Annotated in this window: 13 protein-coding genes; 5 read left to right on the top strand and 8 right to left on the bottom strand. The window is 72.1% G+C overall.

Going from position 1 to position 11,784, the window contains the following annotated elements; all coding sequences use genetic code 11:
- Window positions 1-8: 8 nt before the first annotated feature.
- Window positions 9-1,400 (top strand): sensor histidine kinase, encoded by a 1,392-nt coding sequence (locus JNO44_RS16000; RefSeq protein ID WP_205364836.1) that lies wholly within the window; start codon window positions 9-11, stop codon window positions 1,398-1,400.
- A 35-nt stretch (window positions 1,401-1,435) separates the two neighbouring features.
- Window positions 1,436-2,101 carry a response regulator transcription factor gene (locus JNO44_RS15995; RefSeq protein ID WP_073442163.1) on the top strand — a complete coding sequence of 222 codons (666 nt, stop codon included), beginning with the start codon at window positions 1,436-1,438 and terminating at the stop codon, window positions 2,099-2,101.
- 81 nt (window positions 2,102-2,182) lie between these two features.
- Here the strand turns inward: JNO44_RS15995 and JNO44_RS15990 are convergent, their stop codons facing one another.
- The 4 genes from JNO44_RS15990 to JNO44_RS15975 all read right to left on the bottom strand — a co-directional run bounded on the left by JNO44_RS15990 (window position 2,183) and on the right by JNO44_RS15975 (window position 6,628).
- Window positions 2,183-4,171 carry a glycoside hydrolase gene (locus JNO44_RS15990; RefSeq protein WP_205364834.1) on the bottom strand — a complete coding sequence of 663 codons (1,989 nt, stop codon included), beginning with the start codon at window positions 4,169-4,171 and terminating at the stop codon, window positions 2,183-2,185.
- A gap of 205 nt (window positions 4,172-4,376) precedes the next feature.
- A complete protein-coding gene (locus tag JNO44_RS15985; RefSeq protein WP_205364832.1) occupies window positions 4,377-5,567 on the bottom strand; it encodes a M20 metallopeptidase family protein in 1,191 nt (396 codons plus the stop codon).
- A gap of 12 nt (window positions 5,568-5,579) precedes the next feature.
- Complete coding sequence (locus JNO44_RS15980; protein ID WP_205364830.1) at window positions 5,580-5,801, bottom strand: DUF397 domain-containing protein; 222 nt, start codon at window positions 5,799-5,801, stop codon at window positions 5,580-5,582.
- Complete coding sequence (locus JNO44_RS15975; RefSeq protein ID WP_205364828.1) at window positions 5,798-6,628, bottom strand: helix-turn-helix domain-containing protein; 831 nt, start codon at window positions 6,626-6,628, stop codon at window positions 5,798-5,800. The genes JNO44_RS15980 and JNO44_RS15975 overlap by 4 nt, the downstream gene beginning before the upstream one ends.
- Before the next feature lie 210 nt (window positions 6,629-6,838).
- On the opposite strand from JNO44_RS15975, the gene JNO44_RS15970 reads away from it, so the two are divergent.
- The gene (locus tag JNO44_RS15970) at window positions 6,839-7,141 is read left to right on the top strand and encodes a hypothetical protein (RefSeq protein ID WP_205364826.1); all 303 of its coding nucleotides are present in this window, start codon (window positions 6,839-6,841) and stop codon (window positions 7,139-7,141) included.
- 56 nt (window positions 7,142-7,197) lie between these two features.
- On the opposite strand, the gene JNO44_RS15965 is transcribed toward JNO44_RS15970, so the two are convergent.
- Together JNO44_RS15965 and JNO44_RS15960 are read right to left on the bottom strand one after the other, a co-directional pair.
- A complete protein-coding gene (locus JNO44_RS15965; protein WP_205364824.1) occupies window positions 7,198-7,509 on the bottom strand; it encodes a hypothetical protein in 312 nt (103 codons plus the stop codon).
- A gap of 133 nt (window positions 7,510-7,642) precedes the next feature.
- Window positions 7,643-8,563: an aldo/keto reductase gene (locus JNO44_RS15960; RefSeq protein ID WP_205369884.1), complete on the bottom strand. Its 921-nt coding sequence runs from the start codon at window positions 8,561-8,563 to the stop codon at window positions 7,643-7,645.
- A 124-nt stretch (window positions 8,564-8,687) separates the two neighbouring features.
- On the opposite strand from JNO44_RS15960, the gene JNO44_RS15955 reads away from it, so the two are divergent.
- On the top strand, window positions 8,688-9,476 hold the full coding sequence (locus JNO44_RS15955; protein WP_205364822.1) for a sulfite exporter TauE/SafE family protein: 789 nt from the start codon (window positions 8,688-8,690) through the stop codon (window positions 9,474-9,476).
- A gap of 64 nt (window positions 9,477-9,540) precedes the next feature.
- Here the strand turns inward: JNO44_RS15955 and JNO44_RS15950 are convergent, their stop codons facing one another.
- A complete protein-coding gene (locus JNO44_RS15950; RefSeq protein ID WP_240167556.1) occupies window positions 9,541-10,338 on the bottom strand; it encodes a class I SAM-dependent methyltransferase in 798 nt (265 codons plus the stop codon).
- Window positions 10,339-10,578: 240 nt separating this feature from the next.
- Window positions 10,579-10,944, bottom strand: coding sequence for a cupin domain-containing protein (locus JNO44_RS15945; protein WP_205364818.1), 366 nt, complete (start codon window positions 10,942-10,944; stop codon window positions 10,579-10,581).
- A gap of 313 nt (window positions 10,945-11,257) precedes the next feature.
- Here JNO44_RS15945 and cutA point away from each other — a divergent pair, with 313 nt between their 5' ends.
- Window positions 11,258-11,632 (top strand): divalent-cation tolerance protein CutA, encoded by a 375-nt coding sequence (gene cutA, locus JNO44_RS15940; RefSeq protein WP_203232580.1) that lies wholly within the window; start codon window positions 11,258-11,260, stop codon window positions 11,630-11,632.
- The last annotated feature ends 152 nt before the right edge of the window (window positions 11,633-11,784 follow it).

The following is an 11,784-nucleotide window of genomic DNA, read 5'->3' as shown; positions in this document are numbered from 1 at the left end:
CTGGGGGCATGCCCCGCCCCGCCCGCACCACGGCCGCCCCACCCGCCACGGCCGCCCCACCCGCCACGGCGGCCCGGACCGCCACCCGCCCGGTCCGCCGGGCCCGCGCCGCGCTGGCCGCCCCCTTCGCGCCCCGGGCCCTCGCCGCCCTGCTGCACGCCCTGGTCGCACCGGTGCTCGCGCTGCCGGGCGCCGTCCTGGTGCTGGTCGGGCTGGGCGTCGGCGCGGTGCTGTCCTGGACGGCGCTCGGCCCCTGGCTGCTGGCCCTGACCGTACGCGGCGCACTGGCCCTCGGCGACCTCCAACGGGCCCTGGCGGGGCGCCTGTCGGGGGAGCCGGTCGCGGCGGCCGGGCGGCGCAGCGCGCCCGGCGTCTTCGGCTGGCGGCGGGCGCTGCTCGGCGACCCGGCCGGCTGGCGGGCGGTGGCCGCCGCACTGCTCGCCCCGTTCACCGCCCTCCCGCCGCTGCTCGCCGTCACCCTCGGCTACGTCTACGGCGTGCTGGCACTGGCCCACCCCGTGCTGCGCCACTGGAACTACTTCACCGTCCACGACCGGGACGGCACCGTCCGCCACGTGGGGCTGCTGATCCACGGCGTCGAGTTCGACAGCTGGCCGCGCTGGGCGGTCGTGGTCGCGGCCGGCGCGCTGCTGGTGCTGCTCGCGCCGCGGCTGGTGCGGTGGGCCGGCGCCCCGCACCGGCTGCTGCTGCGCGCCCTGCTCGGCCCGAGCGCCGCCGACGCCCGGATCCGCACCCTGGAGGAGACCCGGGCGCACGCCGTCGAGGACGCCGCCGCCACCCTCCGCCGGATCGAACGCGATCTGCACGACGGCACCCAGGCCCGCCTGGTCGGCCTGGGCATGCAACTCACCCTGATCCGCGAACTCCTCACCCGGGACGCCGACCGGGACCGTCTGCTGGCGACCGTGACCCACGCCCAGGACAACGCCACCCGGGCCATCGCCGACCTGCGCCACCTGGTCCGCGGCATCCACCCGCCCGCGCTCGACGAGGGCCTGGAGACCGCCCTGGCCACCCTCGCCGCCGACGCCCCGCTCCCGGTCGCCCTGCGCGCCCGGATCTCCCACCGCCCCAGCCCCGCCCTGGAGTCCATCGCCTACTTCTGCGCCGCCGAACTCCTCGCCAACGCCGTCAAGCACAGCGGCGCCGCCGAAGCCGCCGTCGAGGTGTGCGGCGACGACCGCGCCCTGCGGCTCTCCGTACGGGACGACGGGCGCGGCGGCGCGGTGATCGGCGCGGGCAGCGGCCTGACCGGCCTGCTCGGCCGGATCCGCACCGTGGACGGCACCCTGACCTGCGACAGCCCGCCCGGAGGGCCTACCGTGGCGGTGGTCCACCTTCCGTACCCGACCGCGTACGAGGCCCACCCGGCCGGGTGACCCCTCGCCCCGCCCCCTCCCCACAGGCAGGAACCATGCGTGTCGTCATCGCCGAGGACTCCGCGATCCTGCGCGAGGGCCTGGTCCAGCTGCTGGAGCTGCGCGAGGTGCGGGTGGTGGCCGCGGTCGCCGACGCCGAGGCGCTGCTCGCGGCCGTGGACGAGCACCGGCCGGACGTCGCCGTGATCGACATCCGGTTGCCGCCCGGCCACCGCGACGAGGGCCTGCGCGCCGCCGTCACCCTGCGGCAGCGGCATCCCGGCACGGGGGTGCTGATCTTCTCCCAGTACGTGGAGACCGCCTACGCGGACCGGCTGTTCGGTTCCGGCGCCGGCTTCGCGGGCGTCGGCTACCTCCTCAAGGAACGGGTGGTGGACATCGCCGAGTTCGTCGACGCGCTGCACCGGGTGGCCGCCGGCGGCACCGCCCTCGACCCGGACGTGGTCACCCAGCTGTTCGGCGCGGTCCGCCGCGCCACCGCCCTGGACGCCCTGACCCCGCGCGAGCGGGAGGTGCTGGCCCTGATGGCCCAGGGCCGCACCAACCGCTCCATCGCCGGCGCGCTGACCGTCACCGAGCGGGCCGTCGAGAAGCACATCGCCAACCTCTTCGGCAAGCTCGACCTGCCGACCTCGGACGCCGGCAACCGTCGCGTCCTGGCCGTCCTGCGCTACCTGGAGGCGGCCCGCCGGCCGTCCTGACCACCGGACCGCCGCCCCTCGACCTCCGTGCGGAGATCAGCTGCCGCTGAATCAGTTCTTGCTGTATCAGATGGTGCTGTGTCAGCTGTTGACGTGCGCCGGGCACAGCCGCCGCGGCTGCGTCTCACCCCGCAGTCGGGCGTCCACACAGCTGCCCGGCAGTCCGTCGTGCGCCGTGCTGCCGAAGTTCGCGGTGACGGTCAACGTCCCGTCCCCGAACACCGTCCGCTGCACGCTCCGGTCCTCGGTCAGCCACCGGAACGACGTCATCCGCTCGGTTCCGGCGGCGCGGTGCAGCGGCGCGAAGTACCGCTGCAGCGCGGCGAGTTCCTTGCCGTCCTTCTCCAGCGACGGCCCGCTGAGCGCGAAGTTCAGCGGGGTGTTGTACAGCATCGCCAGCAGCGCCCGGGTGGTCTTCTGGTCCGGCAGCTTGTCGTAGGACAGCTCCCACCGCTCCACGTTGACCAGCGACTCGTGCAGCGCCGTCTCGTACAGCGGGACCCGGTACTTCGGGTCGTACATCGCGGTGGCCAGGTCCGCCGGCAGCGACACCGGCTGGAAGGCGTTCTTCGGGGCGTTCTGCGGGAAGTAGCCGCCCCACTTCTCCTTGTCCCGCTCCAGCTTCCACAGTCCGTCGGCGACCGGCGTGCCCGAGCCGTGGTCGAAGGCGAGCGCCGAGTTCGCCCACGGCTGCGCCGACTCCGATCCCAGGACGAAGCGCTCGGCGATCCGCCGCATCCGGGCGAGCCGGTTCTCCCGGTCCCCCGCCTTGGTCATCTCATGGCCCGCGCCGTGGTCGCGGAACACCTCACCGGTCGCGTCCACGTCCAGGAAGTAGCTGTTCGCCCCGTTGGAGGTCATCGCCCGGGTGCGGTCCGCGAGGTAGTGCGCGCCCGGCTCGGCCTTCTCGAACGCCCGCGAACTCAAGTAGCAGCCCCGGTTGCCGAACCCGGTCTGCGGCGTCCCGTCCGCCTTCCGCACGCAGAAGTCCGGGTAGACCTTCCCCGGCCACGCCGAGGTGGGGCTGTCCGCCGTCTTCGGATCCTGCCCGTTGGCGAACGTGTCGTACGGCCCGACGAGGTACCCCGCCTTCTTCGCGGCCCGCACGGCATCGGCCTTCATCGGGTCCGGTCCGGAGTCGTAGCCGAGCCACATCCGGTCCATGCCCAGCTTCTTCAGCTTCTCGACCCCGGCCGCGGTCCGCGCCTCGCCCCACAGATAGGCGTGGAACGCCCCGAGCAGCTTCCCGGTCTCCGGGTTCTTCGCGATCTTCGCCCGCAGGCTGCTCAACTGCCCGTGCTGCGCGAGGTACGACCGGTAGTCGGCCGCCGGTGCGACCGGATCGCCGTCCGTCAGTGCGAACGACACCTCGTAGTCCCGCGTCCGGTCCCCGCCGTTGAAGTCGTGCGCGGCCGTCGCCCGCAGCGCTCCGCCCTTCGTGGCGAACGCCAACGACGTCCCGATGTCCGTGGGCGTCAGATAGCTCACCCCGTGCCGCGCGGTGCCGCCCTTCGGGCCGCTCCCGCCGCCGCCCATCGCATACCCCCACAGCGGCAGCGACAGATCCGCCCCCACGTCCACCGTGCTCCCGGCCAGCCCGCCCGGCCCGGAGTTCCAGAACGCGTCCCGCACCGGGATGTCCAACCCCTCCCCGCGCGGCAGCTGCACGGACGACGCCGCCCGGTCGGTCCCGGTCACCGGCCAGCTCACCGACTGGTCCCGGTCCGCCCGGATCCCGATCCGCAGCCGTCCCCGGTCCGAACGCGCCGTCACCGTCAGGCCCTTGGCCGGATACGTCCAGCTCGCCCCCTCGGCGGTACGCGTCACCGGACCGGGCGCGCCCAGCCCGCTCCCGGCCGCCTCCGACAGCACCAGCGGTGTGCCGTCCTCGGCCCGTGCGCTGACCGCCAGCGTGGCGGTGTCGACGGTGGCGGTCCCGCCGGCGACCGGGAGCGTCAGCCGGCCGCCGTCAAGGGTCCCCGCCTCGGCCGTCCCGCACCCGGAGAGCCCGACGGACGCGGCCGTCAGCGCCAACGAGGCGGCGATTACTCGTGTGAGCTTCGATGTCATGTCCCTGTAGATAGTGGGGCGGCTTAAGAACCTTCTAAGAGCCCGGCGCGCGCGGCTCGGTGCGGTCCGCACCGTCAGCACCGTCCGCGCCGCGGGGCCGCCCTCCTGCTCGCGCACCCCGGAATCCTCCTGCGGCCCGCAGGAAACCACGCTGAATCAGCCGACGAATACCGGCACTTCACCCGTCGCCGCCGGGCAGCGTCCGCTACCCCTTCGCCAACCTCCGCACCGCCAACTCCGCGTACACCGCCGCCCCGTCCGCCAGTACCGCGTCGTCGAATTCGGCCAGCGGCGAGTGGTTGTTGGCGCTCCGCTCCGGATCCGCCCCGACCGGCGGCGCCCCCAGCATCATCAGCGCACCCGGTACCTCGTTCAGCACCCGTGAGAAGTCCTCCGACGCCGGCAGCGGATTCGGCCGCGGCGCGAACCGCTCCTCGCCCAGCGCCTCACGGACCGTGTGCGCCGCGAACTCCGCCTCCGCCGCGTCGTTCACGGTCACCGGATACGTCTCCACGAACTCCGCGTCCACCGCCACCTCGTGGGCCGCCGCGACGCCCCGGCACACCTCCACCGTGCCGTCCTTGACCCGGGCCTGGGCCGCGGCCGAGAAGCTCCGCACCGTCGCCTCGAAGACCGCGGTCTCCGGGATCACGTTCTGCTGCGTGCCCGCGTGGAACGTGCCCACCGACAGGATCACCGGGTCGAAGACGTCGAACGACCGTGTGATCCACGCCTGCAACGCCGTCACCATCGCGCAGCCCGCCTGCACCGGGTCCTTGGCGCGGTGCGGCATCGAGCCGTGCCCGCCCGCCCCGCGCACCGTCACCCGCAGCACATTGGACGCCGACATCATCGGCCCGCCGCGCGCCCCGAACACCCCGCGGTCCTGCCCCGCCGACAGCACGTGCAGCGCGTACGCGGCCACCGGCCGCCGCCCGGCCGCCTCCAGCAGCCCTTCCGCGAGCATGTGCCGGGCGCCGTCGAAGCCCTCCTCGCCGGGCTGGAACATGAACACCACGTCGCCCGCGAGCCGGTTCCGGTGCGCGGACAGCAGCTTCGCCGCCCCGGTGAGCATGCTGGTGTGCAGATCGTGGCCGCAGGCGTGCATCCGCCCGTTGTCCGCGGCGAAGTCCGCACCGGTGCGCTCGGCGACCGGCAGCGCGTCCATGTCACCGCGCAACAGCACCACGGGCCCGGACCCGGCACCCCGCAGCACCGCCGTCACCGAACTCAGCCCCGCGCCCGTGCTCACCTCCAGCGGCAGCCCGTCCAACTCGGCCAGCACCGCCTCCTGCGTCCGGGGCAGATCGAGCCCGGTCTCCGGGATCCGGTGCAGCGCCCGCCGCAGCCGGACCAACTCGTCGGACAGGGCACGGGCATCGTCACGCAGATCCACGGGTGCTCCTCCTCAGACGGCGAACTCCCCATTCTTGACCGCCGAGACGAAGGAGGACCACCCCGCCACGGGGACGGTGATCACGGGGCCGTGGGGGAGTTTGCTGTCGCGGAGGGGGACGAGGGCGTGGGTGCGGGCCTGCGCCGGGGAGAATTCGAGGCACATCCCTCCGTTTCCTTCACTGTAAGACGACTTGATCCACTGCACTCTGGTGAGATCCAAGGCTGGACTCATGCGCGGTACTCCTTCAGCAAGGTCTTGATCAGGGGCAGTGATTCATCTGGGGACAACGCATGCGCCCTGAGCAGGTCGTAGTCATCCAAGGCGGCACCGACCGTTTGTTCGGATTCATGCATCCTGCCTCCTACCCGTGTCTCCGTGTAGAGCACCGTGGGGGCGTGCGTGAAACGCAACACAGTGAAGGGCATTGTCGACGTGGCGGGGATGCCGGCTGAGAACGGCATGACCTGGAGCTCGACATGTGGTGACGCGGCTACCGTCAGCAGGTGGTCAAGCTGCCCGGCCATCACCTCTGCACCGCCGACGACGGTTCGCATGCAGGCTTCATGAAGGATGACCCACAGGCGAGGTGGAGCTTTCTGCTCGAACATCTCACGCCGCCGTAGCCGCGCCGCAACCTTGTCTTCGATCCCCTCCGCCGTTGCCAGGGGGTTGGATGCGCGGAAGACGGCCCGAGCGTAGTCGTCCGTCTGGACCATTCCTGCCACGAGGTTGGTCTCATAGTTCAGGATCCGCGACGCCTTGCGCTCCAGATTCAGGTACGGCACGAACCACGACGGGTGGTCCCCCTCGTCGATCCTCCGCAGCATCCCCGCGAACAACTCGCCCGTACCGAAGGCCAAGTCGCAGCCAATGGCGAACTTCTGGCTCGGCCTGGGCAGCAGCGTCCCCGACTCGACCTTGCTGACGTAGCCGTCGGTGTAGCCCGTCGCCTTGGCCAGATGCTTCTGCGTGAGCTTGCGCGCCAGGCGGACCTGTTTGATGTCACGGCCGAAGCGCTGGAGTGGATTCAAGTGTTCAGGTGCGATCGTCTCGTCCAACGCTATGACCTCTCGTCATGTGGGCGCACGTCGGCATCACGGCAGGTCGCAACATTGAACCCTGCCCTTCAACCGCACCAATTCTATTGCCGGTTGCGTTGCCAGGGTGACCAATTGACTACACCCGGTACTCATCTCGCCGCGAGCGAAACCCCGTAACCGATGCGCGTCGGTCCGGGGCGTGGCCACCGACCCCTGGAGGTTGACGACATGACCGACGCCGTCCCGCGGCTTCTGCCGTGGTCGAGCCCCGACGGCAAGCCCTGCTTCGTCGTCGGCGACGGGACTGGCCGCGTGTCCCGTATGGCCGACGACATCGAGGAGGCCCAACTCGTCCTCGCCGGCGGGCTGATCGCGGACGCCCGTCGGCTGCTCGACGCCCGCAGCTGGACTTCCGGCGAACTCCACCTCCTCACCGTGGAGTTGACCGAGTCCCTGACGGAGATCCGCCGCGTCGCCAAGAGCCGCGGTGCCCGCCTACGGGCCCTCGCCCCGGCGGAACGCCCGACCTGACGTCGACGCCGACGTCGGCACCGTAGCCGTAGCCGTAGCCGTAGCCGCGGAGCCCGTTACGCCTGTGCCTCGCGCTGCCTGCGGAAGAGGGCGATGGCCGATTCGGTGGGCAGGTTGGGCACGGTGACCGTCTCGCCGGTGGCCTTCACGACGATGACCTTCGAGCCGCCGGGCGGCGCGGGCTGCGGCTGCCCCGACGCGTCGGTGGCCGCGGGGTACGAGGGGTACACCAGGTAGCCGGCGTCGAACTCGTGGACGTGCAGCGGCGCCGGGGAGCCGTCGGCGAGCTTGGGTTCCGCATAGCGGCTCCGGACGATGGCGACTGCTTCCTCGGGGGTGCTCGGCGGGGTCGGGTTTTCCTGCGGCACGGTCGGTCTCTCCTGGTGGGTGTGGTGTGTGCGGGCGTACGGGCATGGTGTCCGGTTGCTCGGAGGACTCGTCCACCGTAAGGCGCCCGCCCTTGTCCCGGTGTCCCGTTAAGTCGGCTTCATGCGGTTCGTCTTATTCGTTCGGGGCGTCGCCCAGCGCGTCGAGTTGTGCCAACTGCTGTGCCGTGAGGGTGATCCGGGCCGCCGACAGGTTCTCGTCGAGGTGGGCGGGGGAGCTGGTGCCGGGGGTCGGGAGCAGGGCGGGGGAGTGGTGGAGGAGCCAGGCCAGGGCGATCTGGCCGGACGTCGCGCCGTGTGCCGCGGCGATCGGGGCCAGGGTGTCGGTGGCGGGGTGGCCGGGGTTCCCGCCGCCGGTCAGTGTGCCGTTGCCCAGCGGGAACCACGGCAGGAACGCCGTCCCGGTCCGCTCGCAGAGCCGCAGTACGTCCTCGGAGGCGCGGTCCAGCAGGTTGTAGCGGTTCTGCACGGAGGCGATCGGGGCCAGCTCCCGGGCCCGGGTCAGCTCGGCTGCGCTGATGCTGTCCAGGCCGATGTGGCGGATCTTCCCGGCCTGTTGGAGCTCCAGCAGGGCGCCCAGCTGGTCCGCCATCGGGACGTCGGGGTCCAGCCGGTGCAGCTGGTAGAGGTCGATGGTGTCCGTCCTGAGCCGCCGCAGGCTCGCCTCGCACATGGCGCGCAGCTGCTCCGGGCGGCCGGCGACGTGCCAGATGTTCGGGCCGGTGCGGACGACTCCGCCCTTCGTCGCGATCACCAGCCCGGCCGGATACGGATGCAGGGCGCGGGCCACCAACTCCTCGGCCACGTCCGGGCCGTAGTTGTCGGCGGTGTCGATCAGCGTCACGTCGCGGTCCACGGCCCGTCGCAGCACCGCAAGCGACCGCTCCGGGTCGTCGTGCCGCGGCCCCCAGTACCCGGGGCCGACCAGACCGCCGGTCCCGAACCCCAACCGCCCCACGGTCAGCGTCCCCCCGAGGGAGAAGGCCGCCCGGGCCCTCTCGCCCGCTGTGGGCTCCCCGTGCGGCCCGTAGCTCATGGGCGCCTCGGGGCCCGTCGAGGCGTCGGGGCCCGTGGGGACGTCGGGGCTCGGCTGCGTATCCATGCCCCGGAGCATAGACAGCACGCCGGCGGACACCGGGACTCCTTCATAAGATCACCTGGTGCCCACTGACATATCGCTGTTCACGCTGGCCCTGCTCGCTCTGGCCGCCCTCGCCGCGGGATGGATCGACGCGGTGGTGGGCGGCGGCGGGCTGTTGTTGCTCCCGGCCCTCCTGGTGGGCCTTCCGCAGGTGCCGACCGTGTTCGTCCTCGGCACCAACAAATCGACCGCGGTCGTCGGCACCGCCGCGGCCGCCATCACCTACGTCCGCAAGGCGCCGATCGACGTCGGCACCGCACTGCGCATCGGTGTCGCGGCGATGGCCGGTTCGTTGGGCGGGGCGTTCTTCGCGGCCGGGATCAACAGCCAGGTGCTGCGACCGCTGATCATGGCCGTTCTGCTCGGCGTGCTCGTCTTCGTCCTCGTCCGCCCGACCTTCGGGACCGCCGTCGCGCCGTCGGGCCCGGTCTCCCGGCGCCGTGTGCTGGCGGCGATCCTCGTGGCGGGGCTGGTGATCGGCTTCTACGACGGCCTGATCGGCCCTGGTACCGGCGCCTTCCTGGTCATCGCGCTCGCCGCGGTGCTCCACATGGACCTGGTCACCTCGTCCGCCACCGCCAAGGTCGTCAACGTCTGCACCAACATCGGCGCCCTGACGATGTTCGCCCTCCAGGGCACGATCCTGTGGCAACTGGGGGCGTTGCTCGGCCTCTTCAACCTCGTCGGCGGCATGGTCGGCGCCAGGATGGCCCTCAAGCGGGGCACCGGCTTCGTCCGCGGGGTGCTCGTCCTCGTCGTCATCGTCCTCCTGTGCAAGCTGGCCTACGACCAGTGGCTCGCCGCCTGAGAGGGCGCGGAGGTCCGCAGTCGGCTCGGAGGCCCGGGGTCCGAGGTGCGGGACAAGGAGGCGTTCAGAAGCGGCAGTTGTAGAGCCGGGACATCTCCCGGACGCCGGGTATGAGGGCCGCGAGTCGGGCCACGGTCCGATAGCGCGCGGGGATCCTGGTGATGTCCGGTATCTCCACGGAGCTGAAGGTCTCGACGATCTCCAGCCCGGGGTGCAGCTGGGCGATGTCCGCGGGGCCGCCGCCCCAGTGGAGCGTCGAGCCGGTCCGGATGATGACGGTGTTGAGGCGCGCCGCGCGGACCGCGAAGCGGCTGAGGAAGTCGAACGCCAGCCCGCCGCCGGGTGCGTGCGCCATCAGTCGGCGGAGCAGCGCGGTGCCGTCCCGCTCGGTGAGGTACATCAGCAGTCCCTCGGCCACGACGAGGGTGGGCCGGTCCGCGGGGATGTCGGTCACCCAGGCCGGGTCGGTGACGGACGAGGGAACGGCGGTGTATCCCGGCGGCGCGGTGAAGAGCTGCGCCCTGAGCTCGATGACCTCGGGGAAGTCGACGTCGAACCACCGCACCCCGGGGCCGGGGGCGAGGCGCTGGACCCGGGTGTCGAGGCCGCAGCCGAGGTGCAGCACCGTCGCGTCCGGGTGTTCGGCGAGGAAGCGGGCCGTCCAGCGGTCCAACTGCCGGGCGCGGAGGGCGACTGCGGCCGCGGCGCCGGGCCCCACCCGCAGTTTCCTGAAGTCGTAGTCGAGCTGCCGCACGGCGTCGACGGCCAACCGGTCGCCGAGGATCGGCCGTGGCGCGCGGCAGTCGAGGGCGCGGCCGTAGAGCGTCGCGAGCAGGGTCTCCCTGGCTCCGGTCAACTGCACGGCGCGCCGGGCACGGGGCGCCGGCGGGCCGTGCCGACGCCGCGGACTCGGTGGCTGCCGCGGACTTGGCGGATCCGGCCGGTTCGGTGGGTCCGGTCGGTTCGGCGGGACGGGTCGCTTCAGGCTGCTCATGAATCGATGGTACGGAACATTCGGAAAAACATGAAGGGTCGAAATCTTGCTGTGGAGACCGCCGTGGAGATCACCGTGTCGCTGTGGGGATCGCCGTGGCGGCCGTCGTCAGGTGCGGGCCGCCGCGCCCACCGCGACGCCCCGTGCCCGCTCGCGCACCTCCGTGACGGCCGTCAGCAGCACCACGGAGTCCTCGATCGCCTGCAGGCCGTGCCGCGCGTGCGGGATCGCCGTGACATTGCCGGCGATCAGTTCCTGGCCGCCGCCCTGGCCGGTCAGCCGGACCCGGCCGCACAGGATCTGAAGGCTCGCCGCCGGCGGCGTGTTGTGCTCGTCCAGCGAGGTGCCCGCGAGCAGCGCGATCACGGTCTGCCGCAGCGGCCCGTCGTGGATGAACAGATGGGCGCTGCGCCCGTGTGCGGAGGCTCTGGCGTCGTCGAGCTGGTCGCGGACGAGTGTTTCGAGATTCACCATCGCGCTCGCCTTTCGGATGCGGACCGGCCGGCTTTCGCGCCTGGACCGACGGCCGGGCTTCCCCTCCCATCGTTCTCCGTGCCCCGCACGGCGCAACCGGGACGTTCCATGGCGGTGTCGGTGGATCCGGGACGCAATGGGACGTCCGGGTGCTTGCCGGTAACAGGCGGCCCGCCGTGCGCTAGTTGATCTCCACGGTCCGTACGATGCGAGGCGATCCCTTGATCGAAAGATTGATAGATCGACGGGCCGGAGGCCGAATCGTGCGACCCACCAGTCCCACCCCCACACCGACCGTGAAGGCTGTGTAACCGTGGCCGACCCCACCGCGTTGAACGAACCCTCCGCCGCATCCGCCCCGGACGGGCCCGCGGCGCGGTTCCTGACCGTGATGACGACCACCGACAGCGAGCAGAAGGCGGAGCGGCTGGCACGCGGGGCCATCGAGGGCCGGCTCGCCGCCTGCGCCCAGATCAGCGCGCCGGTGACCTCGGTGTTCCGCTGGGACGGCGCCGTGGAGACCAACCAGGAGTGGCAGGTGCTGTTCAAGACGGCGAGCGCGCGCTACGCGGCGCTGGAGGCGTACCTCCTCGACGCGCACGACTACGAGACCCCGGAGATCATCGCGACCCCGGTCACCCACGGTGGCGCCGGATACCTCGCCTGGGTCGCAGAGGAGACGAGCTGACGTGCCGAGGGCAGCTGACGTGCCGAGGGCGGTCGACGTGTCGAGGGCGGCCGACGTGTCCAGGACGGCGGGCGAGTTGAAGGCGGCCGATCCGCGGAGGGCAACTGACGTGTCGAGGACAACTGGCGGGCCGCGGGCAACTGACGGGCCGG

The organism is Streptomyces noursei, from assembly GCF_016917755.1.
Lineage (GTDB): Bacteria > Actinomycetota > Actinomycetes > Streptomycetales > Streptomycetaceae > Streptomyces > Streptomyces yunnanensis.
This window is presented reverse-complemented; position numbering and strand designations above follow the sequence as displayed.

Coding starts and splice junctions, on each gene's coding strand:
- JNO44_RS15995 (WP_073442163.1), top strand. CDS start 1,436: ATGCGTGTCGTCATCGCCGAGGACTCCGCGATCCTGCGCGAGGGCCTG.
- JNO44_RS15990 (WP_205364834.1), bottom strand. CDS start 4,171: ATGACATCGAAGCTCACACGAGTAATCGCCGCCTCGTTGGCGCTGACG.
- JNO44_RS15945 (WP_205364818.1), bottom strand. CDS start 10,944: ATGGTGAATCTCGAAACACTCGTCCGCGACCAGCTCGACGACGCCAGA.
- JNO44_RS16000 (WP_205364836.1), top strand. CDS start 9: ATGCCCCGCCCCGCCCGCACCACGGCCGCCCCACCCGCCACGGCCGCC.
- JNO44_RS15980 (WP_205364830.1), bottom strand. CDS start 5,801: ATGAGTCCAGCCTTGGATCTCACCAGAGTGCAGTGGATCAAGTCGTCT.
- JNO44_RS15970 (WP_205364826.1), top strand. CDS start 6,839: ATGACCGACGCCGTCCCGCGGCTTCTGCCGTGGTCGAGCCCCGACGGC.
- JNO44_RS15960 (WP_205369884.1), bottom strand. CDS start 8,563: ATGAGCTACGGGCCGCACGGGGAGCCCACAGCGGGCGAGAGGGCCCGG.